We start from the raw sequence: 23,428 nt of genomic DNA, 5'->3' as shown, positions 1-23,428 counted from the left end.
GAAAGTTAACTGTTTAGAAATGAGTCTTCAACTATTTGAATCTCTTCTCTTGAACCAAAATAAATTGGTGTTGTTGCATTTATATCTGTAGTTGTCATATCTAAGATACGACCTTTTTTATTAATTGCTCTACCACCTGCTTGCTCAATTATATAAGCAATAGGAAAAGCTTCAAAAACAGTAAATAGTTTTCCTTCTGGAAAAGATTTACTTGCGGGAGAAGAATATAATCCACCTTTTTTAAATAAAATTTGGTGAGTATCTAAACATAATGAGTCTGAAAATCTTAATCTATAACCTTTATTAAAAAAGCCATCAACAAGTTCTCTATGTTCAGGTGTCCATTCAGGAACTAAACCAGCAGTTGAGTTTATTTTCCCAACTTTTTCTAAAGTCAAGTTATCTTGTTCAATGAACTCACCATCTTCAAATGAAAAGTATTGAACTCCATCCATTTTAGAAGCAAAAACTAATTGGAAAGTTGGTCCATATGTTACATAAATTGCTGCTTTTAGGTGAAAAGCATCCATTTGTTTTTCATAAATACCAAAGATTGAACCCAAGGAAAAGTTTACATCTAATAAATCAATATTATCAATTGACACATAACTTACTTTGTATTTTCCATTTTCATTATTTACTTTTAAATTTTTGTGTTGTCTTCCAATAAAAGAATGAATAGATTTTGTTCTTCTAAACTCTCTTTCAATAACGTCCGCACAATAAGATCGAACCTGCTCGTTCATCTCTTTGTCAGTTAATCCATTTGAAATAAATCTATCACAATCAACAAATACATTTTTTTCAATATCTTCTGCAATATTTGTAATTGCATTAAAAATAGCTATCATCTAATTATCCTAAAAAATTGTCCCATTTTACATGGACGGTTATCTTTTACTTATTAATAAAAGTATTAAGCTTTATTAACTTGTAATAAATGTTCTAAAATTGATAAAATCAAAAATTGAGTTTTTATACTCCAATTTATCTAATAATTCAAAATCAATATTGTTATTATTTATCATACCAAGTAATTCATTAAAGTTGAATATATGCTCTTTAGTTCTGCTTTCACTATACTCTGTTGCAGTTGCTGTTGTCATTAAAAATGCCCAGTCACTACTTTGAGCCAATAATAATTCCCTTAACATTTGAGTTAAAACTCTCGAGATATCATCATCATTTGTATGGAAATATTCCCGTGCTTTTTCCTCTAAAACATCAGCCATTTCATGAAGATGTCTATATATCCAATCATTTCCTTCATTTAGCCAAACATCATAATACCCTTTATCTCCCCAAGAAGAAGGATTAGGATTTACAACTTGATTTTTCGGATACATATTTAGATATTCAATTGGAGTTACAGCTTTCATAACCTTATGTTTATCTATTTCTCTAAACATATTTGCTAAAAATTCTGGACCTTCAAACCACCAATGACCAAAAAGCTCTGCATCATAAGGTGAAACAACCATTGGTGTTCTATCCATAAGTGAACCTAAATGGTCAAATTGTTTTTCTCTATGCCAGTGGAAATTTTCAGCATGTTGCTTTGTTCTATCTTGAGCTACCCATGGATTATATGCTTCTTTATAATCTGTAGTTCCCGTAATCTTGTGATATTTAAAACCTGTAAATACTCTAACACCATCTGGATTGATATAAGGCTTAATATAATCAAAATCAAGGTCATAACCTATATCTCTATAAAAATCTCTATAGTTAGGATCTCCAGGATATCCCTCTTTTGAACTCCAAACTTGTTTTGATGATTGTGCATCTCTACCAAATGCTGCACAAGAGCTTGGTGTATATGTTGGAGTATAAACTCCATTTACAGAAGTTGGTCTTCCATAAGTTAAAGCATGGGAATCAACAATAAAAAATCTTATACCTTTTTCATTTAGTATTTCATCCAAACCATCATAATAGGCACATTCAGGTAACCAAATCCCTTTGGGTTTTCGTCCAAAATGTTTCTCATGGGATTGAACTGCAATCTCTATTTGTGTTCTCACTGCATGTATATTTACACTCAAAATTGGTAGATATCCATGTGTTGCACCACAAGTTATAACTTCTAAGGAACCTTTATTATAAAAATATTTATATCCATTTAGAACATTTCCTTCTAAGAAACCTTCAAAAAACTCTTTAGTTTCAATAAATAAATCTCTGTAAAAATTAGCTAATGGTCCAAAATGTCCATCGCCCTTTGTTCTTTCAATCTCTTTTTCTCCAAGTTCTATATTTTTATCTAAAAAAGCTTTATATTTACCCATAAGATGTGAATCCGCTAACATCTCCGCAAGAGGTGGGGTAACAGAAGTGGTAAGTTTAAAATTTACACCATCATCATCTAATTTTTTTAATCTTTTCAATAAAGGAATATAACACTCAGTTATAGCTTCAAAAAGCCAATGTTCCTCTAAAAAATTTTCATACTGTGGATGTTTTACAAACGGTAAATGTGAGTGTAATACAGGTACCCAATATCCTTTAACCATGTCTTTCCCTTAATTTTTTACCCCAATTTCTCTTAGGGTTTAGTTATCAATCTTTTATTTTACAATTGATGAAGAGCTAAAATTTTGTTTTTCCTCAATCTCATCTATAAAATGTCTAATCTTTTCCATCTCTTCAACATATTTTGCAGAAGACACACCCTGATGTGAATGTTCAATAGTACTTCTAATAACTTCTGTCCATCCCATTTTTTTTCTAATCCAAACCTCATCTTCACTGCTTGGTAAGTTTACCTTTGAAGAGAAAGTATGAACTGTATTTGAAGTAATTAATTCAACAAAATCATCCTCTTTTGTTAAACCAACTTTTACATAGACATTCATGTTCTCAAAAGGTCTTTTTACATAATATTTGCCTAATGCAAATGAAGATTCAAAACTATAAAGTTCTTGATTGTTTGTATCATAAATTTTAAAATAGAGTTTATCTTTACCTAAGTCAATGTTGTTTTTTGTCAATGTCTCATCACTAACTTCCCAATATACAAAATACTTTTGGGTATTTACCATCAAGATTCTTAGTGTGTCTTTATTGTATCTATCTGGAATCTTATACTCTTGAACAACTGGTTCTCCCTCTTCTACAAGAGTATCGATAACATGTGATGAACTAGAAAAATCATCTTCTAATTTCATACTCTCTTTTACTAAATCATCTGCTTTTGGATTCATCTCTTTCCCCATTGATTTTTGCTAATATTATATTATAAAAATGTTACAAATTTGTAATAACACTGTTTAAATATTATCAAATATATTATTTACTATCTCTTGTGCTTCAACTTGTATTTGTTTTAAGTGTTCACTTCCTTTAAAACTTTCCCCATATATTTTATAAATATCTTCAGTACCACTAGGTCTAATTGCAAACCAACCATTTTGTGCACTTACTTTAAGTCCACCTATTGCAGCGCCATTATCTGCTTTTGTTAAGATTGATTCAATTTTTTCACCAGCTAAAGTATCAGCTTTTATATCTTCAGGTTTTAAATTTTTAAGTGCTTTTTTCTGATTGCTATTTGCAACTGCATCTAATCTTCCATATACTGGCTCTCCGAACCTTTCAATTAAATCATCATAATAAAGTCCTGGGTCTTTTTTTGTTTTTGCTAAAATTTCAACCGCTAGAAGATTTAAAATAATACCATCTTTATCTGTACTCCAAGGTTGAGCATTTTTTCTTAAAAATGAAGCTCCCGCACTCTCTTCTCCACCAAAAAATACTTCTTTTGAACTTAATGGTTTAACAAACCACTTAAAGCCAACTGGTGTTTCAAATACTTTTTTACCATTATCTTTTACAACTCTATCAATCATTGATGAGCTAACTAGTGTTTTCCCTACACCAAGCCCATCAAATTCTCTATTTTTAGATAGATAATCAATTGCAACAGATAGATAATGATTTGGATTTAAAAGCCCTTTGCTTTTTGTAACAATCCCATGTCTATCAAAATCCGTATCATTTCCAAAGGCAATATCAAAATCCTCTTTTAATTCAATTAATCCTGCCATTGCATATGGTGAAGAGCAGTCCATTCTAATCTTCCCATCTTTGTCACAACACATAAATGAAAATGTAAAATCAGGCGTATCATTAAACACTTCAATATTTAAATCATATTTTTCTTTTATTGCAGTGTAATAGGCCATTCCTGAACCACCCATAGCATCTGCACCAATTTTTAAATTTGCCTCTTTTATCACATCCATATCAATAACATTTACTAAATCATCTACATAAGGAGTTACAAAATCGTATTCAAATAAAAATCCTGATTCTAAGGCACTATCCAAATCCATTAATTTTACATCTTCTAAATCATTCTTTAAAATCTCATTTGCCCTTGCCTCAATAACTTTTGTAATAGACTCATCAGCAGGTCCTCCATCACTAAAATTATATTTAAATCCCCCGTCACTTGGAGGATTATGTGATGGTGTTATTACAATTCCATCAGAGTTTTTATGGTTTAAAATTGCATGAGATATTACAGGAGTTGGTGTGTAACCAAAATTTTTAGCATAATATGTTTTAATTCCATTTGCAGCTAAAACCTCAAGTGTTGTTCTATGAGCTGGCGTTGATAAAGCATGAGTATCCATTCCCACAAAAAGTTTAGAATGACCTTTTTGCTTATGAAACTCAGCAACAGCTTGAGCCATTGCCATAATATGCTCTTCATTAAAACTATTCTTAGAAGCACAACCCCTATGCCCTGATGTTCCAAAACTCACCATATGAGCTTCATTTTCTACATCTGGAACTTTCGTATAATAATCACTTATTAGTTGTGGTATATTTTCCAAAATTGATTTTGGTGCCTTTTTCCCTGCAAATTCATGTAATCCCATTTATTCTCCCTATAATTAATTTTTATCTATACATTTTTTCGTAATATTCATTTGCCATTCGTCCAGATTCAAATGCTGGTATAACATCATTCATTGAATTTTTCATTATTTCAATCCATTGTTTCCTATCTTCGTAATACATAGGTAATATTTTCTCTTCTAATATATCCATTAAATTTTTATTATCAAGTCTATCTTGCTCTTCAATTGGAAGATCACTACCTTCAGTATTAATTGTAAATGAGTTAACTCCTTCTTTACAAAACTCTGGGTGCCAACCATCAGCAATAGATAAATTAACTGTACCATTCATAGCTGCACTCATTCCACTTGTACCACTAGCTTCTCTAGTAACTCTTGGATTATTCAGCCAAACATCACAACCTTTTTTTAACTTCATTGAAAGGTCTAATTCATATCCAACTAAAATAGCTACATTTTTATAAGACCTCGCCATATAATTTAAGTCATTAAAAATATTAATTGCTAAGTTATCAAATGGATAAGGTTTTCCTGCCCAAATAATTTGAACTGGATGTTTTTGGTTTTTAATTAGATTTTCAAATCTTTGTAAATCATGTTTTAAAAGACCTGGTCTTTTATATTCTGCAAATCTTCTTGCCCAAACAATAGTTAAAACATCTGGGTCAAACATTTTTCCTGTTTGGTTGGCAACTTCAACAAAAAGCATTTTCTTTAAATGTTTTTTTCTTGCATCAAGTTCAAAGTCTTCATGTTCATCTAAAGCTTTCATTAGAGTTTTATCACTCCAATACCTTCTATTTTGGGCATTTGTTATTGGAATAATTTCACATTTTCCCTCAACATCTTTCCACATCTCATTTGCAACTTCTCCGTGGATTTTTGAAACTCCATTAGCAATTTTTGCCATTTTTAAAGCGCCTACAGTTAAAGAAAATCTATCTCCTTCTATCCCTGTTACACCTCTAACTTCATGTAATTGAGAACCTGCAAAAAATCCCATTCTATCAAGCATATGAATATCGTGTTCTTCATTTCCTGCTGTTTCAGGAGTATGTGTTGTAAAAACAAGTCGTTTTTTAACTTCCCTTGCATCTTTAAATCTATTAAATAATTCAAATGCCATTGGTAAAGAATGTCCCTCATTCATATGATAAATCTCTGGGTCATATTTTAAAGCTTCTAAGATTTTTGCTCCACCAATACCTAAAACTATCTCTTGAGCAACTCTAGTTTCATTATTTTGGTCATAAAGTTTATGGGTAATAGTTCTTGATAAGTAATCATTTCCCTCTACATCAGTTGAAAGTAAAATAAGTGGTGCAGAATTAAAAAGTTCACTTGGTACTAAATAAGCTTTTACTATAACAGGTTTCCCATTTATATCAACAGTTACTGATACATTTAAATCTTCTAAAAAATAATATCTTTTTCTTCTAAATTCAACTTTTAAATATCTGTCTTCATCTCTACCTTGATCATAATAACCATAACTCCAAAGCATACCTATTCCAACAACATTTTGTTTTAAATCATAGGCACTTCTCATATGTGAACCAGCTAAGAAACCAAGTCCCCCAGAGTAGATTTTTAAAGCTTGATGAATTGCAAATTCCATTGAGAAATAAGCAACCGATTTTGAATATTTTTTATCAATTTCATAACTATGTAAATAACTCATATTAAATTTTTCCTTTTTATTTTTTATATAGACTTATATATTCATGTGCAGAGTTTTTCCACGAATTATCAACTTGCATATTATGTTTAGAAATATTTTCAAATTTATCTTTATTTGAATATAAAGATAAAGCTTTTGCAATCGCATGATTAAACCAAAATAGATTGTGTTCATCAAATGTTATTCCAACACCTAAACTCAACTCTTCTAGGTTATTTACATCAGTAAAATCTACAACTGTATCTTTTAAGCCCCCTGTTTTAGCTACAATTGGTAAAACACCATATTGCATTGAAATCATTTGATTAAGCCCGCATGGCTCAAAAATAGAAGGCATTAATAAATAATCTGCACTTGCATATAATTTTCTTCCAAAACCTTCATCATAACCAATTTTAATTTTTATATTTTTATATCTATCAATTAAACTTCTAAAGGCCTGATTATAAGAGTCTTCACCACTTCCTAGAATAACAAAATTTGCTTCATAACTTGCAAAAAGTTCCATTGCATCTAAAATTAAATCAACACCTTTTTGAGAAGTAAATCTTCCAATAAAAATAAATAAAGGTTTTGAATCTTCAATCAAGCCTAACTCTTTACAAAGGGCTTCTTTATTTTTTTTCTTTCCCTTATAACTTTTGAAAGAGAAGTTTTTTTCTATATATTCATCTTTTTTGGGATTAAACACTTCTGTGCTAATTCCATTTACAATCCCTTTTAACTTATAACTATTGTTTCTTAAAGTTTCATCTAAACCATTTCCAAAGCTTAGAGTTTGAATCTCTTGTGCATAGGTATTACTAACAGTTGTAACTTTATCACTAAAATAGATACCAGCTTTTAAAAAATTAACTGCATCATAATATTCTAAACCATTAAATTTAAAACATGTATCCCAATCAAATTCAAGTTGATTCATAACATCTTTTCCAAAAATACCTTGATATGCAAGATTATGAATTGTTAGAACTGTTTTAATATTTAAGTTATATCTAGTTTTTGCAAGCATTGGAACAAGGGCAGTTTGCCAATCATTTACATGGATTGCATGTATGTCTAATTTTAATCTGATTATAACTTCTAAAATTGAATAAGAAAAAAGACCAAACCTTAAAGCATTGTCTCCAAAATCCCCAAATTCATCATGGTATAAACCTAATCTATCACATAAAATTGGATTATAAATAAATAGCTCATCTTTTGAGTCTTTTTTATGAAAAACATCAAATTGATGTCTAACTCCAGCTAACCAATAATCAAATGTTAATCCACTAAAAACTATATTAAATTTATCTCTGTCTATTTGATTATACAAAGGCATAATAGAGTAAACTCTTTCCCCTTCATTTCTTAAAGCTTCTGGTAAAGCATGACCTACATCAGCTAAACCACCAGTTTTTGCATAGGGAAATATTTCACTTGCTGCAAAAAGAATACTCATTTGCTCTCCTTATAAATTTTGGCAGCATCTTCTGGAAGCATGACATTTATATTCATTTCACTATCCAATTCAAATCCTGCTTGCTTGTAAATTCTAGGTTTTATCTCTATATAAAATCTAAAATACTCTTTTGTGTTCTCATCATACTCTTTATATGGTGCATTTTTAATTATCATATTAAAAGAAACTTCCCCTAATGATTTATGGAACTTTGTATAAAACTCTTTTGTAATATCACATAAAGCACTTAAATCAGTTTTACTAAACTCTGTTATAGAAGATAGTTTTTTCTTAGAAACAATTTTTGCTTCAAAGGCAAATTTAGAAGCATAAGGACAAAATAATACAAATTCACTATTTTGAGCAATTATGTTTTTTTGGTGGTTTAGCTCTTCATAAACAATATCATCCATCAAAGCTCTTTTATGTTCCTCATAATACTCTTTTTTATAAGCTATCTCTTCTTTAATTCTTTTTGGAAGAAAAGGCAAAGCCATAATTTGAGAGTGGGAATGTGACATTGAAGCCCCAGCATCTTTCCCATAATTTTTAAATACTGAAAGATAAGCAAATCTATCATCCCTTTTAAGATTAACTGCTCTTTCTTTTATAATTGTAAAGTAATTTAAAAAATCATTATAATCAAAATCCCAAATCTGCTTATAATGATTTGGGGTTTCAACAACTACTTCGTGGGCTCCAAAGCCAGAATATGTTTCAAAAAAACTCTCCCTAGAAGATTTTGGTGCCACATCAATAGAAAGTGCATTGTATAAATTAGGAACAACCCTACATTGCCATTTTCCATCCTGTGATATTCTTGTAATCTCATTTGGAGTAAACTCCTCTTTCCCCATATCAAAGGGACATCTTTCATGAATAATTTCACCAAGATAAACATCTTTTTTATTGTGTAAATCACTTGGCCTTTTTAATCTTTCAGGGGCAAAAAGTGTCCATTCTCTTGTTAATTTGCAATATCTAAAATTTGACACCATTACTCCTATATATACCAGTTTTTCAAGAATAAATTCTCAAAATCTAAAACTGTCTCATCATAAAGTGGATATCTTTGAATTTTTCTTTTATCTTGAAAAATTTCAAACATAAAACTCACTTTCTCTTTCTTTTGAGCATAAACTTTTAACTCAATTCCCTCATCTAAAGCTATATCAAAATATGTTCCATTTTGAACTAAACTTTCAATTTTATCTTTTAAATCAAATACAAAAATCTTATCATCAATAGTTACTTTTAATTCTAAATCTTTACCTTTTAAATACTTAATTTTTTCACCTTTTAAATAAAGGTATAAATTACACTCTTTATCTTTCCCATAATATAAATAATCTACAATAGAAGAAGAAGAGTCCATAGTTGAAAACTCTTTTTTGATATCTATTTCTCCACTATTTAACCATTCAAAAAAGTTACTATTATTTCCATCTACAACAGGATAAATAAAATCTTTTGGGGGTATATGAACTCTTTTTTTACTATCTTTTTTTACTATTGGAGTGAAGATTTCTGTTGGTACATTTTTTTCCATTAGCTCATAAATATTTTTTAAATGAGCTCTAAATTGTTCATCAAATTGATGGTTTAATTCTGTATAATGGTCATCCCCATACCACCAAAACCAATCACTTCCAAGGGCAATTAAAAACTCTTTTTCGATTCTTTTTAATCTATCCTCACTTAAATTCTCTTTTTCATTGTCAAAGGAAACTTTGGTCATATCTAAAAGTTCCCAAGCCCTATTTTTCTCATTACTACCAATCCAAATGTCGAAGTTTCCATTTATCCAACTTCCACTAGCAAGATTTTCTATTTCCACTTCTTTTAAATCATCTATTTGGGGAACTTCATCAAATAAAATAGTCTCTAACCAAGTTTGAGAATCTAATTGCTTATATAACTCTTCAAAAAACTCTTTTGCATTATTTGGATAAAATTCCCATGCATTTTCACCATCAAGTATAACTGGAACAATAACTGATTCAGAAGAGTCATAGTAGATATTTTTTAGATGAGATATAAAATCATGGGCAGCTTCCTTTGCCCCTTTTTTGCTATATTCAAAACCAATTAAATCACTTAAATACTTATCTCTAAAAAATAGATTTACTTTTCCATTTTTTGTATTTAAGGAATATGGTTTATAAACTAACTCTTTATTTCCACTATGAAGTGTTTTAAAAATTATCTCTTCATCAGAACAAGCCCACTTTACACCATTTTCTGCAAGTAATGAAATTGTTTTTTCACTAACACTTCCCTCACTTGGCCAAAAACCACTTACATTTGTATCAAATTGTTTTTTGTAATACTCAACTGCATTTTTAACTTGCATCGAAGCAAAATCTTTAAAATCAGCTGCTTGTGAACTTGGTAATAAAACGTGAGGCTTTGCTTCAACAGCACTTTGTCTATCTAATAATAATGGCAAAATTGGATGATAAAAAGGAGTAGTTGAAATTGCAATTTGCTTGCTATCACAAAGCTTTTTGTAATAAGGTATTATTCCTTTTAAAAATTCAAACATTGTTGATACTAATTGAAGTTTTTGCTCTTGAGTATAACCTCTTTTTTGACTTAATAAACTCTTTACAATATCATTATTTTCTCTTATATAATTTCCACACCAAGTTAATAAAAATAAAACTTCCAACTCTACTAATTCTTCATGGCTAAAAGAATTAATAGAATTTCCTTCAGCTTTGAATTTAACTAAAAATTCATTATATCGTGAAAGAGGCTTTATCATATTTTGTTCATTTGGTAAAAATAGATACTCTTCTAGAAATAGACTTTCTTCGTTATTTAAAAGACTTACATCTTTTTTCAAAATCTCCATAAACTTATCATTGGCTGTTCCATTGATATACTCTTCAATCTGAGCCATAAGAGAGGGAACAAGATTGAAAGTTGCCTTGATATTTGGAAATTTTTCCAAATACCAAGGAATGTCATAATAATCTTTTGTGGCATGTAAAAATACCCAAGGCATTAATGTCTTGTTTGTTAAATCATCTTTATAATAAGGTTGATGCATATGCCATAAAAATGACAAATATAATTTTTTATTCACTAATCCACTTTTCTATTTTATCTTGATATGAATAGAATATTTTTCCAGCACTTTTTTCATCTTCAGCTTGAACATAAAGATTTAAATATTCATTGTGTTGGTCTGGAACCATTAAAATCCATTCATCATCATTCATCCAAATTTTTACACCATCGATATTTGATGTTTGCTTACCTTTACCATCTTCAAGGAATTTTCTCATCATCTTACCTTTCAAGGTATCTGGACAAGGAATATTTTCACCCTTATAAACAAAATCTTTAATATCCTTTACAATTTTTGTAAGCTCTTTACCTGATTTTTGAAGTAATTCAAGGATTTTAAAACTTGCATAAATTGAATCTCTATTTAAACCAAATTCACTAAAAGCAAAGTGACCATCACTGTCTGCAATTAGGTCATATTCTTTTAATTCTTTTGCTTTAAGATTTTCAAGCTTTTCCATTGTTATTTCAATATTTTCATAACTCACAAAATCAGGAGCCCAAGCTGGAAGTAAAACTTTTAGTTTTCTATCAGTTGTCATATCCAATAATTTTAAAACAGTAATCAAAAGTTTATAATCATAAATTAATTTTCCAGTTCCATCTATAACTTGAAGTTTATGACCATTTGGATAAATTAAAAATCCACAATCTAAATTCATTGCTCTAACTATATTTTGCATAGTAGTTTGTGTTTTTTCAATATCAGCAGATTTAATTTTTTCACTTTTGTGTGCATTTAAAATGATGTTTTCAACACCAAGTTCATTTATAATTCGTGGATAGATATCTGAAGTTGAACCATTCATAATATCAGCAGCCACTTTAATATCAGAAGCTTGGAATAATGATTTATCAAAAGAGTTCTGAATAGCTTCAATATATTCATCGCTTAAAGTTATATCATCAACTACTGTACCAATATCTGTATAAGGAACTCTTCTAAAGTTTTCTCTGAAGAATACTCTTTCAATAGATTGAGCAACCTTACTATCCACAGGAAGTCCCTCACTTGTGTAGAAGATTATTTCTGTTTCAGTTGGATCAAAAACAGATTGTCTAAAGTGAACACCTGCTGCCATCTCTTCTTTACTACTTAAAGCGTGTCTCATTACATTTGAAGGTACATTTCTAGGGTCTACAATATTAACTCCAGTTGATAAAATACCACCTAAAAAAGCTCTTTTTAACATATATGTTGAAGGATGATAATCCCTTGAGATATAAATATTACATCCTTTTGGAAGGATTGAACCAAAGGCTTCAGCTAATTTTATAGTCATTTGACAAGATAACTCAATATTTGTTCTACCAACTACAGAACCATCTTCAAAAATAGATGATTTGTATTTATTTCCCCAAATAATGTTTGAACTAATTACAGAAGAAGCTTCAACTACTTTATCAGGCCACATAATAATATCTTTTTCAAAAGATACTTTCTTATTAACTAGACACTTCTCAGCCATAATAACACCATGGGGTGCTTTTGATTCATCTTTAATAATATTATCATTACAAATAACTGAGTTATTTAGCTTTACTTTAACTCCAAGTTTTACATCATTCCATAAAACAGTGTCAATAACTTCAGAGTGTTTAGAAACTTTAGTATTATCACCAATTACACAATTTTTAAGTGTAACCCCTTCATCAATAGATACATTTTTACCTAAAACTACAGTTCCCTCAACTCTAATTTTTTTGTTTAATTTTGTTCCCTCTTCACAATAAATTGTTCCTTTATCTAAAGAGCTAGCTTCCCCTTTAAATGGAAGTTGAATATCTCCAAGCATAATATCTTTATAAACATCTCTATAACTTTCTGGGTTTCCAACATCTCTCCAATAACCTTTTTGAGGGCAACCCCATAAAGGTATATCTTCTTTCATCATTTTTGGGAATAAATCTTTTGCAAAATCATAGTTTTGTTTAAATGGAATTAGATCTAAAACTTGTGGCTCTATTATATAAATACCAGTGTTGATAGTATCACTAAATAATTCTCCCCAACTTGGTTTCTCTAAGAATTTTTCAATTCTATCCTCTTCATTTGCAATTACAACTCCAAATTGAAGTGGATTTTCTACAGGTGTTAGAGTAATAGTTAATTGAGACTCTTTTTTCTCATGAAATTTTTTTATCTTTTTAAAATCAAAGTTAGTTACTAAATCTCCACTAACTATAATAAAGGTTTCATCTAAAAACTCTCTAGCAAAAGCAACTGCTCCAGCAGTTCCATAATCATCATCAGGTAAAAAATATTGAATATTTACACCTAAATCTTCTCCATCTTTAAAATGTTCTTTAATAATATCTGGTTTAAAATAAAGTAAAATACCAATCTCAGTAATCCCTAATTCATCTCTTAGTTTTATGATGATGTGTTCCATCATAGGCCGATTCAATATCGGAAGCATTGGCTTTGGTACCGAATTTGTCAATGGTTGAATTCTAGTACCAAATCCTCCTGCTAAAACAATTGCTTTCATCCCTATCTCCCCTTTGTAAATTTTAACCCTAATTAACCAATCTTCTCGCTAAGTCTAATAACTCTTCTTTAATCTTATACTTTTGCGAATTAACATACTCTATTGATACAAAATCAAATTCACTTTTGTTGTAAACAATTACACTTCCTCCAGTTTGACCTGAAAGTAACCTATCTACTGCAAAAGTTGCAAATTCTGAAGCTAAAAGTCTATCAAATACAGTTGGGTTTCCACCCCTTTGTACATGACCTAAAATTGTTGCTCTTGTTTCAATTCCTATATCATTTTGTAACCAGTCAACTAAATGTTGTGTACTTATACATTTGTCATCATGACAGCCTTCTGCAACTACGCAAACAACATATTTCCTACCGTTTGTAATCTCTTTTTTTAATCTCTCACCAATAATATCTAAATCATAATCTAATTCTGGAATTATACAAACCTCAGCACCACAAGTAATTGCAGATACTAATGCTAAATATCCACAATCTCTACCCATAGTTTCAATTACACAAGCTCTTTTAAAAGAAGATGAAGTATCCCTCACTGCATCAGTTGCTTGTCTAATTACATTTAATGCTGTATCAACTCCTAAACAATATTCCGTCCCAAAAATATCATTATCAATAGTAGCAGGAATTCCTACAAAGTTCACTCCAAAATCCTTATGAAATTGGTTAAGTGCCCTAAAGGAACCATCTCCTCCTAAAATTACTATTTTGTCAATATTATGTTTTTGTAAGTTTTTGTAAGCTTGTTCTCTATATTTATATTCAAAAAATCTTTTTGATCTAGATGACCTAATTTTAGTACCACCTTCATGCATAATTCCTGCAACATCTTCATATGTCGCAGGTCTTATGTCGCCATCAATTAAGCCTTTTAATCCATCATAGATTAAGTAAGGTTGAACTTTCCTGTTAAAACAATAGTCGACAAACTGTTTAATCGCAGGATTCATACCTGCACAGTCTCCCCCTGATGTCATTATTGCTATTGCCATAATTCACCTTAAGTGTTAAATTTATTTTACAAAATGTATATTAGTATTGACCAACAAAAAGTGTCATATCAACTAATCTACTTGTATATCCCCATTCATTATCATACCATGCTAAAACTTTTACTGTCTTACCTTCAATTACAGAAGTCATATCAGGAACAAAAGTTGAAGAGTATGAACTTCCAATAAAGTCACTTGAAACTCTTTTGTCATTATCAACTTCGATTAAACCATCAAATGAAGATTGACTTGCTAATTCCATTGCTTTATTTACATCCTCTTTAGTAACATCTTTTTTAAGATTTACAGTTAAGTCTACAACTGAAACGTCTGCAGTTGGAACTCTCATTGCATAACCATTAAGTTTACCTTTTAAGTTAGGCATTACAAGTGCAATTGCTTTTGCTGCTCCTGTTGTAGTTGGAATCATATTCATAGCAGCTGCTCTTGCTCTTCTAGTATCTTTTGCATGTTTACCATCTAAAATATTTTGGTCATTAGTATATGAGTGGATTGTAGTCATTAAACCATTTTCAATTCCAAAAGTATCATCTAAAACTTTACAAATTGGTGCTAAACAGTTTGTTGTACAAGAAGCATTTGAAATAACAGCTTCACCTTTATAATCATCAGTATTGATATTTAATACATATGTTGGTGTATCATCTTTAGCAGGTGCAGACATAACAACTTTTTCAACACCATCTTTTAAATATGCTTGACATTTTTCAGTTGTTAAAAATGCTCCCGTACACTCAATAACAACCTTAGCTCCACATCCACCAAAATCAACATTTTTTGGATCTCTATCAGAGAATACTCTAACGTTTACTCCATTGATTAAAATATTTTCATCATCAACTTTTTCTGCATTGATTCCCATGTGTACAGTATCATACTTTAATAAATAAATTAACATATCCATATCACAAGTTGTATTTAATGCTACAAGCTCCATATCACTTCTTTGAGATACAATTTTTGCTGCGATTAGTCCAATTCTACCTGTTCCATTGATTGCTACTTTTAATGCCATAAGTATTCCTTTTGTTAATATAAATCTATAATACACAATATTGATTACAAAATAATTTCAGAAAAGTATAGAATGTAATCAATATGTAAATATATAGTATTATTATAATTAAGTAACATAAAATATAAACATAAATTGATAAGCTAAAATGAAGTTTTTTATAAATTTGAAGGAAAGTGATGAAAACTGAGCTATTATTTAGGATACACTGTCGCCAAGCCATGGATAATTTCACTGAAGTAACCTATGAAGTTATTAAAAAAACTATATACTTTTTTTAAATTTCCTTCATTCAAATCTTGTGTTTATTTTAGTGGATTGTTAAATAATAGAAGCATATATAAAAGTAATAAAAAAGATACAACTTTAATAAAATACTTTGCCCTTAAAGATAGTATAATTGAAGCAATTATTTGTTTAAAGAATAATAGGTTTTGCTAAAAACTTTAGCACTCAACTTGATTTAAAATATAAAATTACAATTGAATTAAAGGATTGAATATGAAAATGTACGGAATTAAAAGTTGCCAAAGTGTTAAAAAAGCTAAAGCTTTTTTTGATGAAAATAACATCTCTTACGATTTTATAGATTTAAGTAAAGAGCCAGTTAATAAAGAAAAAATAGAAAAATGGCAAACTTTTACATCTGCTACTTCAATGTTAAATCCAAGAAGTAAAGTTTATAGAGATTTAGAATTAAAAACTAAAAAACCAACTGAAAAAAAAGCAGTAAGCATAATTGAAAAAGATAATGGTATCTTAAAACGACCAATTATAGAACATGGATTAAATGGGGAAGAGAGATTTACCATAGGATTTAAAGAAGAGGAATATAAATCAACTTTTTTGGGTTGATTTTCTAACAAAAGGGGCAGTTTTTCTGCTCTGCTTGTTTTTCTTTCTTTCTTCTAAAATATTTTCATAAACATCTAAGTCTTCAATTATAAGCTTTTGTACATACTCTAAATAAGATATTTTTTTTTCATTTGCTCTTTGATAGAATTTTTTTTCTAGCTCTTCACCCAACTCAATATTTAATATAATCATTTAATAAACCTTCGACCTTCTTATAATAAAAATAATTATAACATAAATCACATAAAAAATGATTTTTTAAACACTTAAGGTTTTTTTATAATATTTTAAGAAATTTAAAAAGATTTGTTTTTCTTCATTTGAAAGAGATATTGATTTATTTTGAAAAAGGTGAGGAATCTCTGAATGCAAGGAATATAGGTATTCATCAAAGGATAAGTCTTTATGACTAATTCTAATATTTCTATATTTAAATATTAAATTTTCAAATTTTTCTAATTCTTTTTCCATACTCTTTTCTTATAATCATATATAAAAATATTATATATTCAATATCTTACATTTTGATTACAGTTTTTAGCTAGTTGATTAATCGGACTATTCAGATTAATCTATAGTTATTTTAATAATAAATTTTGCTCCAGTATATTCAATATTTTTATAAGTATAATCAGTGTTTTCTACCACTAATGTTCCTTTTAAGTGATTCCGTACAATTTCTTGACACATGTATAATCCAATACCAGTCCCTTGGGATTGATGTTTTGTTGTAAAATATGGTTCAAAAATTCTTTCTATAATATTTTCTTTAATTCCGCCACCATTATCTTTTATTTCTATATAAAAACTATTGTCTTCTTTATAAGTTTTTATAAAAATTAATTTTTTTTGATTCTCTTTTACAATTAAAGTATCTTTTGCATTATTGAGTATATTTATAAAAACCTGAACAAGTTGATTTTCTATTGAGTATAATTCATAATCATCAATATCTTTAATAATTTCTATCTCTTTTGCTGCAAATTGAGAACTAACTAAATTTAAAGCTTTTTCTAAAGAATCTGAAATCATAAAACTTTTTCGATTTTTATTATTAGGATTAAGAAAACTTCTAAAATCATCAATTGTTTTAGAAAGGTACTGTACAGAATCGTTTATAGCTGTTAAAGAAGAGTCTAACTCTGAAGAAGAAAGGCAATCCATTTCCTTTTGAATTTTTAATCCCGTAGCACTAGCTGAAATTGCAGATAAAGGTTGTCTCCATTGATGGGCAATATTTCCTATCATCTCTCCCATTGCTGCCATTTTTGATTGTTGTATTAATAATCTTTCTTTTTCTATAGTTTTACTATTTTCATCTTCAATCTTACTTCTATATATTATAAATTTTTGTGATATTTTGCGCGATATATAAAATGATAATAAAATAAATACACCGGTTATAAAAATAGAAAGCCAAATTATTTCCATAATTGATTTTTCTTTAGAGCCCAGTAAGTTTTTTGTTTTTTGTTCAATTTCTTTATTAAATTTTTCTAAAAAAAAACCTGTACCAATAACCCAGTTCCAATTGTCTACAAATTTAATATATGAGATTTTATCCTGTTTTTCTAAATTTTCAGGATTAACCTCAGTTGTGTATCTCATAAACCCTTTTTTATTTTTTAAAGCAAATTCAATTACATCTTTTACAACATGTTTTCCTAAAGGATTTTTTACATTGTATCGATTTGTCCCAACTAAAGAATCTTTATAGTGAGAAAGAACATTACCTTTGTCATCAAATATAAATACATAAGAACTATCTTCTCCCTTAATCTTTTTAATTTTTAACAATAATTCCTTTTTTAAATTATTTTCAAAATCATCAATATATTCACCCGTTCCTATTGCAACATTTAATGGCTCAAAATATTTATAAAAACTGATTTTTTTAAAAGTATTTTTATTGTTATTAGGTTTATACCAATAATATGTATCATACCTTTCACTTTTATTCTTTATGGTCTGAACAATAGTTTTAACAAATTGGTAGCCCTTTGCATCTTCGAACTCTAGTTTGTTTGTATTCTCTAAACTTTTATTTAAAGGTTGTAAAATACCTATCCCATTTACATCATCAATAAAAAAATATCCTCGACCATTGTTATACCGGATACTTCCCAATACTTTTTTTATTATTAATAATAATTCTTCTTTAGTAGCAGAGTCTTTTGTTTCTTCATATATATTTGTAGCAATAGCATGGGCTTCATAAACTCTATTTTTTATCTCTTCTTTTAATAATTGTTCCGATTTATTTTTTTCATATGTAATTAAATTATAAATATTATCTATATTACTTTTTACTATTTGTTTATTTTGAACAAGATATTTCTGTTTTGTTAGTTTTATTTCTTTTGAGAAAGCTTCTTCCATTTTTGTCAAATATATATTTGATACAAAAAGAGATACAAGAATTACAAGAATTATTGGAGAAAATTTAATTATATTTAAAATGTTTTTTTCATCATTTGTTATTTTCATACTTATCTCTTTATAAAAGTGCTGAAAAGGAGTATATAATAATTATAATAAATTTTTATACATTTTAATGAAAATAAGGTTTTTGTATATTTTATGTGAGTTAATCTAAATGAGTACAGATAAAAAAAGGGAAGGTATAAAATACCTCCCCTTTTTACTATTTAAAGCTTATATTATAAAGCAGTTACGTTAACAGCTTGAAGACCTTTTTGACCTTCTTCTACTTCGAAAGTAACTTTTTGACCCTCTTCTAGAGAAACTCTTCCGTAACCTGTATTATTAATTTGTCTGTAGTGTACGAATACATCTTTTCCACCATCTTCTTGTTGAATAAATCCAAAACCTTTTTCACTGTTGAACCATTTTACTGTTCCATTTGCCATTGTCTTTCCTTTGTTTTAATATGTCTTATAATAAAAAACTCAAATTATAAATACATATTAACATGACAAAATCCAGTCAAAAGTTTGACAGAATTAGCATGAATTACTACATTCTATTTGTGTTTGTTTAAATTATAAATTGGAGGAGGTAGCCGGACTCGAACCGACGCATACAGGATTTGCAATCCCGGGCATTACCAACTTTGCTATACCTCCGTATAAATCATTTTAACAGTAGTAAGATAAAATGATTGTTTAAAAAAAAATGGCAGAGAGCAAGGGATTCGAACCCTCGGAGGCGTGAACCTCGCCGGTTTTCAAAACCGGTGCTTTCGACCAACTCAGCCAACTCTCTACGCAAAAAAAAAGATGCTCTCGCATCAATTGAAAAGTGGTGCGAATGGTGAGAATCGAACTCACACTCCGAAACCGGAATGGGATTTTAAGTCCCACGCGTCTACCTATTCCGCCACACTCGCACTTAACAGTAGTTTTATTTGAAAAACCTCTTATGTTGTTTCTCAAATTGGACTGGAATTATAATAGATTTTTTTTTCTTTGTCAAGGCTTTTTTAAAAAAAATTCAAAATTTTATAAAAATATTTTTTTTTAATGAAAACCAAACACCAAAAAATGTATAATTCTGACCACAAAAAACCCCTTAAAAGCTTTATTCTTAAAGCTCTTTAGGTTTTCCTTCTTTTAAGTGGAATACACTTTCACTATTAAAAAGAAGTTTTAAAAATACGGTCCCTTTGAATTGGGAACCAGTTAAAAGGATGCATATTGAGAAGTGATGAAGTAAAAAAAGGTTTTGACAGAACACCACATAGATCTTTATTAAGAGCAACTGGTTTAAAAGATGAAGATTTTGACAAACCATTTATTGGAGTTGCAAATTCTTTTATTGAATTAATTCCAGGACACTTTTTCTTAGATAAAGTATCAGCAATTATAAAAGAGGAGATTAAAGCAAATGGATGTGTTCCATTTGAGTTTAATACAATTGGTGTTGATGATGGTATTGCTATGGGTCATGATGGTATGTTATTTTCACTTCCAAGTAGAGAATTAATAGCATCTTCTATTGAAACAGTTATGAATGCACATAAACTTGATGCCATGATTGCTATTCCAAACTGTGATAAAATTGTACCAGGTATGATTATGGGTGCTTTAAGGGTAAATGTTCCTACTGTATTTGTATCAGGTGGTCCAATGCAAAAAGGTCACACAAAAGATGGTACTCCTATTGATTTAGCTACTGCTTTTGAAGCTGTAGGAAAACATGAAGCAGGAGATATGAGTGACGAAGATTTAAAAGATATTGAGTGTAACGCATGTCCATCTGGTGGATCATGTTCTGGTATGTTTACTGCTAACTCAATGAATACACTTATGGAAGCAATGGGAATTGCACTTCCTGGAAATGGTACAATTTTAGCACTTACTCCTGAGAGAGAAGAATTATATAGAAAAGCGGCTAGAAGAGTTTGTGAGATTGCAAAAGATGCAGCAGCAAGGGATAAATTTAAATTAAAAAGTATTTTAAATGAAAATGCAGTTAGAAATGCATTTGCTGTTGATATGGCAATGGGTGGATCTTCAAATACTGTATTACATATGTTAGCTATTGCAAAAGAAGCAGGAGTTAACTTTAACCTTGAAGATATTAACTCAATCTCAAAAAAAGTTTCACATATTGCTAAAATCTCTCCATCATTATCAACTGTACATATGGAAGATATTAATAAAGCAGGTGGAGTTAATGCCGTTATGAAAGAGATGACAAAAAGAGGTGATAACATCTTAATTGAAAATCTTACAATAACTGGTGAAACTTTATATGAAAAAATCAAAGATGCATATATTAAAGATACAAATATTATTCATACTATTGATAATCCATATTCACAAGTTGGAGGATTAGCTATCCTTTATGGAAATCTTGCACAAGAAGGCGCTGTTATTAAAACTGCTGGAATTACTGGAGATAGAGTATTTACAGGTCGTGCTGTTTGCTTTGATGGACAACCAGAAGCTATTTCTGGAATTGTTGGTGGGAAAGTAAAAGCTGGTGATGTTGTTGTTATTAGATATGAAGGGCCTAAAGGTGGTCCTGGTATGCAAGAGATGTTAGCTCCTACAAGTTTAATTATGGGAATGGGGTTAGGTGACAAATGCGCACTTATTACTGATGGAAGATTTAGTGGAGCAACAAGAGGTGCTTCAATTGGTCACGTTTCTCCTGAAGCTGCTGAAGGTGGAATGATTGGACTTTTAAAAGATGGTGATGAGATCCATATTGATGTTGATCAATATATTTTATCTGTAAATTTAAGTGATGAAGAAATTGCTAAAAGAAAAGCTGATTTTACCCCACTTAAAAAACCTCTTAACTCTTCTTGGTTAGGACAATATAGAAGTTTAGTTACAAATGCAAGTAATGGTGCTGTTTTAAAAACTGATCTTTAATAATAAGTTGGGATTTTCCCAACTTATTCCTACTACAAACTCCACAATTTCTACACTTTGTATTAAGTTTTTGTTTACACTTTATTCAGAAATAGTTTACATTTAGATATTATAATTATCTTACATAAACTATGAAACTCTATTTAAGTAGGTACCACATTAAAAAAATTTAGAGTAAATAGAATTATTTAAAAGGACAGAAAAATGAGTAAAAAAGCTATTTTATTTACTGCCATACTTGCTTCAAGTTTATTTGCATCAAGTATAGATTTTCAAATGGCAGAAAAAAATCCACAAAGGGTAACTCCAAGTAATTCACACCAGATTTTATCTTTCAATGAAAGTGTAAAAGGTGCTATGCATTCAGTTGTAAATATTGCAGCAAAAAGAAAAGTTTCTACAAATGCTGGTAATATTCCATTTCAAATGTTTAATGATCCATTTTTAAGAAGATTTTTTGGGGATCAATTCAATGAACAATTTCAACAAAATAGAATTCAAAGATCACTAGGTTCTGGTGTAATCATCTCAAAAGATGGATATATAGTTACCAATAACCATGTTATTGAAAATGCTGATGAGATTACAATTACAATTGGTGAAGACCCAAAAGAGTTCAATGCTAGGGTTATTGGTAAAGATGCTGATTCAGATTTAGCAGTTATTAAAATTGAAGGTGATAACTTCACAGCTATTAAACTAGGTTTTTCTGAAAGTTTAAAAGTTGGGGACTTAATTTTTGCCCTTGGTAATCCTTTTGGTATAGGAAGTACTGTAACGCAAGGTATTATTTCTGCATTAAATAAAGATAATGTAGGTATCAATAGATATGAAAACTTTATTCAAACAGATGCATCTATTAACCCAGGTAATTCAGGTGGTGCTTTAGTTGATAGTAGAGGTGCCTTAATTGGTATTAACAGTGCAATTATCTCAAGATCAGGTGGGAATAATGGTATTGGTTTTGCAATTCCAGTTGATATGGTAAAAAATGTTGTAAAAAAACTAATCTCTGATGGTAAAGTAACTAGGGGTTATTTAGGTGTTGTAATTGATGATTTAAAACCAAATTTAATGAGACTTTATAACCATGATAGTGGTGCTTTAATTTTAGATGTTGCAAGTGATACGCCAGCGGCTAAAGCTGGATTAAAAAGAGGAGATTTAATCTACTCTATTAATAATAAACAAATTAGAAATAGAAAAGATTTACAAAATGTTATCGCCTCATTTAAACCTGATGAAACTATTAATATTGAGGTTGAAAGAGATAAGAAAAATATTACAAAAGAGATTACCCTTGGAAATAGAGCTGGTCTTATAACTTCAGAAGCCAATAATGGTAAATTTTTAGGTGGTCTTCAATTATCAGAAATAAATGCTGATATGATAAAAAGATTTAGACTAAGTTCAAATTCAGAAGGTGTTTTAATCATAGGTGTAGAACCAGGTTCAAAAGCAGAAAAAGTTGGTTTTCAACCAGGTGATGTTATTATCCAAATTGAAGAAATCGAAATAAAAAGCTTTGGTGACATACAACAAGCTGTAAGAAAGTATAATAAGAAAGATAAAAGAATTTATGTTAATAGATATGGTCAAACAATTCTATTAGCAATGAAATAAAGG

The 23,428-nt window shown here is 29.4% G+C and carries 18 protein-coding genes and 3 tRNA genes; 3 read left to right on the top strand and 18 right to left on the bottom strand.

The annotated features are described in order from the left end of the window. Positions 1–5: 5 nt before the first annotated feature. From AC2TY9_RS04945 to gap, 11 genes are all read right to left on the bottom strand, one after another. Entirely contained in the window at positions 6–851 is an 846-nt protein-coding gene (locus AC2TY9_RS04945; RefSeq protein WP_489779821.1) for an FIG domain-containing protein, read from the bottom strand. A gap of 75 nt (positions 852–926) precedes the next feature. Then, positions 927–2,513 carry a glycoside hydrolase family 57 protein gene (locus tag AC2TY9_RS04940; RefSeq protein ID WP_489779820.1) on the bottom strand — a complete coding sequence of 529 codons (1,587 nt, stop codon included), beginning with the start codon at positions 2,511–2,513 and terminating at the stop codon, positions 927–929. Between the two features lie 54 nt (positions 2,514–2,567). Then, a complete protein-coding gene (locus AC2TY9_RS04935) occupies positions 2,568–3,203 on the bottom strand; it encodes a DUF4912 domain-containing protein (RefSeq protein ID WP_489779819.1) in 636 nt (211 codons plus the stop codon). Positions 3,204–3,269: 66 nt separating this feature from the next. Further along, positions 3,270–4,886, bottom strand: coding sequence for a phosphoglucomutase (alpha-D-glucose-1,6-bisphosphate-dependent) (gene pgm, locus AC2TY9_RS04930; protein WP_489779818.1), 1,617 nt, complete (start codon positions 4,884–4,886; stop codon positions 3,270–3,272). A 22-nt stretch (positions 4,887–4,908) separates the two neighbouring features. Further along, positions 4,909–6,549, bottom strand: coding sequence for an alpha-glucan family phosphorylase (gene glgP, locus AC2TY9_RS04925; RefSeq protein ID WP_489779817.1), 1,641 nt, complete (start codon positions 6,547–6,549; stop codon positions 4,909–4,911). 16 nt (positions 6,550–6,565) lie between these two features. Then, the gene (locus tag AC2TY9_RS04920; protein WP_489779816.1) at positions 6,566–7,993 is read right to left on the bottom strand and encodes a glycogen synthase; all 1,428 of its coding nucleotides are present in this window, start codon (positions 7,991–7,993) and stop codon (positions 6,566–6,568) included. Then, on the bottom strand, positions 7,990–8,988 hold the full coding sequence (gene galT, locus AC2TY9_RS04915) for a galactose-1-phosphate uridylyltransferase (RefSeq protein WP_489779815.1): 999 nt from the start codon (positions 8,986–8,988) through the stop codon (positions 7,990–7,992). The genes AC2TY9_RS04920 and galT overlap by 4 nt, the downstream gene beginning before the upstream one ends. Positions 8,989–8,996: 8 nt before the next feature. Further along, the gene (locus AC2TY9_RS04910; protein WP_489779814.1) at positions 8,997–11,084 is read right to left on the bottom strand and encodes a glycoside hydrolase family 57 protein; all 2,088 of its coding nucleotides are present in this window, start codon (positions 11,082–11,084) and stop codon (positions 8,997–8,999) included. Beyond that, positions 11,077–13,560: a sugar phosphate nucleotidyltransferase gene (locus tag AC2TY9_RS04905; protein WP_489779813.1), complete on the bottom strand. Its 2,484-nt coding sequence runs from the start codon at positions 13,558–13,560 to the stop codon at positions 11,077–11,079. The genes AC2TY9_RS04910 and AC2TY9_RS04905 overlap by 8 nt, the downstream gene beginning before the upstream one ends. Before the next feature lie 28 nt (positions 13,561–13,588). After that, positions 13,589–14,566, bottom strand: coding sequence for a 6-phosphofructokinase (locus AC2TY9_RS04900; protein ID WP_489779812.1), 978 nt, complete (start codon positions 14,564–14,566; stop codon positions 13,589–13,591). 40 nt (positions 14,567–14,606) lie between these two features. Next, positions 14,607–15,602, bottom strand: coding sequence for a type I glyceraldehyde-3-phosphate dehydrogenase (gene gap, locus AC2TY9_RS04895; protein ID WP_489779811.1), 996 nt, complete (start codon positions 15,600–15,602; stop codon positions 14,607–14,609). Between the two features lie 501 nt (positions 15,603–16,103). Here gap and AC2TY9_RS04890 point away from each other — a divergent pair. Continuing rightward, positions 16,104–16,457: an arsenate reductase family protein gene (locus AC2TY9_RS04890; RefSeq protein ID WP_489779810.1), complete on the top strand. Its 354-nt coding sequence runs from the start codon at positions 16,104–16,106 to the stop codon at positions 16,455–16,457. On the opposite strand, the gene AC2TY9_RS04885 is transcribed toward AC2TY9_RS04890, so the two are convergent. The 7 genes from AC2TY9_RS04885 to AC2TY9_RS04855 form a co-directional block, all read right to left on the bottom strand. Then, positions 16,440–16,649 (bottom strand): hypothetical protein, encoded by a 210-nt coding sequence (locus tag AC2TY9_RS04885; RefSeq protein ID WP_489779809.1) that lies wholly within the window; start codon positions 16,647–16,649, stop codon positions 16,440–16,442. The two genes, AC2TY9_RS04890 and AC2TY9_RS04885, sit on opposite strands and share 18 nt — an antisense overlap. A 66-nt stretch (positions 16,650–16,715) precedes the next feature. Then, on the bottom strand, positions 16,716–16,928 hold the full coding sequence (locus tag AC2TY9_RS04880; RefSeq protein ID WP_489779808.1) for a hypothetical protein: 213 nt from the start codon (positions 16,926–16,928) through the stop codon (positions 16,716–16,718). Positions 16,929–17,024: 96 nt separating this feature from the next. Beyond that, a complete protein-coding gene (locus AC2TY9_RS04875) occupies positions 17,025–18,944 on the bottom strand; it encodes a sensor histidine kinase (RefSeq protein ID WP_489779807.1) in 1,920 nt (639 codons plus the stop codon). A 173-nt stretch (positions 18,945–19,117) separates the two neighbouring features. Continuing rightward, complete coding sequence (locus AC2TY9_RS04870) at positions 19,118–19,327, bottom strand: cold-shock protein (RefSeq protein ID WP_489779806.1); 210 nt, start codon at positions 19,325–19,327, stop codon at positions 19,118–19,120. A 140-nt stretch (positions 19,328–19,467) separates the two neighbouring features. Then, positions 19,468–19,543, bottom strand: a tRNA-Cys gene (locus tag AC2TY9_RS04865). Positions 19,544–19,593: 50 nt separating this feature from the next. Continuing rightward, positions 19,594–19,682 (bottom strand) — tRNA-Ser (locus AC2TY9_RS04860). Positions 19,683–19,719: 37 nt separating this feature from the next. Beyond that, positions 19,720–19,806, bottom strand: a tRNA-Leu gene (locus tag AC2TY9_RS04855). Between the two features lie 307 nt (positions 19,807–20,113). Between AC2TY9_RS04855 and ilvD the strand changes: the two genes are divergently transcribed. Next, on the top strand, positions 20,114–21,802 hold the full coding sequence (ilvD, locus tag AC2TY9_RS04850; protein WP_489779805.1) for a dihydroxy-acid dehydratase: 1,689 nt from the start codon (positions 20,114–20,116) through the stop codon (positions 21,800–21,802). Between the two features lie 204 nt (positions 21,803–22,006). Then, a complete protein-coding gene (locus AC2TY9_RS04845; RefSeq protein WP_489779804.1) occupies positions 22,007–23,425 on the top strand; it encodes a Do family serine endopeptidase in 1,419 nt (472 codons plus the stop codon). The last annotated feature ends 3 nt before the right edge of the window (positions 23,426–23,428 follow it).

It is taken from the genome of Arcobacter sp. ISO1, assembly GCF_058105185.1.
This window is presented reverse-complemented; position numbering and strand designations above follow the sequence as displayed.

Coding starts and splice junctions, on each gene's coding strand:
- pgm (WP_489779818.1), bottom strand. CDS start 4,886: ATGGGATTACATGAATTTGCAGGGAAAAAGGCACCAAAATCAATTTTG.
- AC2TY9_RS04940 (WP_489779820.1), bottom strand. CDS start 2,513: ATGGTTAAAGGATATTGGGTACCTGTATTACACTCACATTTACCGTTT.
- AC2TY9_RS04870 (WP_489779806.1), bottom strand. CDS start 19,327: ATGGCAAATGGAACAGTAAAATGGTTCAACAGTGAAAAAGGTTTTGGA.
- AC2TY9_RS04945 (WP_489779821.1), bottom strand. CDS start 851: ATGATAGCTATTTTTAATGCAATTACAAATATTGCAGAAGATATTGAA.
- AC2TY9_RS04935 (WP_489779819.1), bottom strand. CDS start 3,203: ATGAATCCAAAAGCAGATGATTTAGTAAAAGAGAGTATGAAATTAGAA.
- AC2TY9_RS04920 (WP_489779816.1), bottom strand. CDS start 7,993: ATGAGTATTCTTTTTGCAGCAAGTGAAATATTTCCCTATGCAAAAACT.
- AC2TY9_RS04845 (WP_489779804.1), top strand. CDS start 22,007: ATGAGTAAAAAAGCTATTTTATTTACTGCCATACTTGCTTCAAGTTTA.
- AC2TY9_RS04890 (WP_489779810.1), top strand. CDS start 16,104: ATGAAAATGTACGGAATTAAAAGTTGCCAAAGTGTTAAAAAAGCTAAA.
- AC2TY9_RS04900 (WP_489779812.1), bottom strand. CDS start 14,566: ATGGCAATAGCAATAATGACATCAGGGGGAGACTGTGCAGGTATGAAT.
- AC2TY9_RS04885 (WP_489779809.1), bottom strand. CDS start 16,649: ATGATTATATTAAATATTGAGTTGGGTGAAGAGCTAGAAAAAAAATTC.
- AC2TY9_RS04880 (WP_489779808.1), bottom strand. CDS start 16,928: ATGGAAAAAGAATTAGAAAAATTTGAAAATTTAATATTTAAATATAGA.
- AC2TY9_RS04875 (WP_489779807.1), bottom strand. CDS start 18,944: ATGAAAATAACAAATGATGAAAAAAACATTTTAAATATAATTAAATTT.
- AC2TY9_RS04905 (WP_489779813.1), bottom strand. CDS start 13,560: ATGAAAGCAATTGTTTTAGCAGGAGGATTTGGTACTAGAATTCAACCA.
- gap (WP_489779811.1), bottom strand. CDS start 15,602: ATGGCATTAAAAGTAGCAATCAATGGAACAGGTAGAATTGGACTAATC.
- glgP (WP_489779817.1), bottom strand. CDS start 6,549: ATGAGTTATTTACATAGTTATGAAATTGATAAAAAATATTCAAAATCG.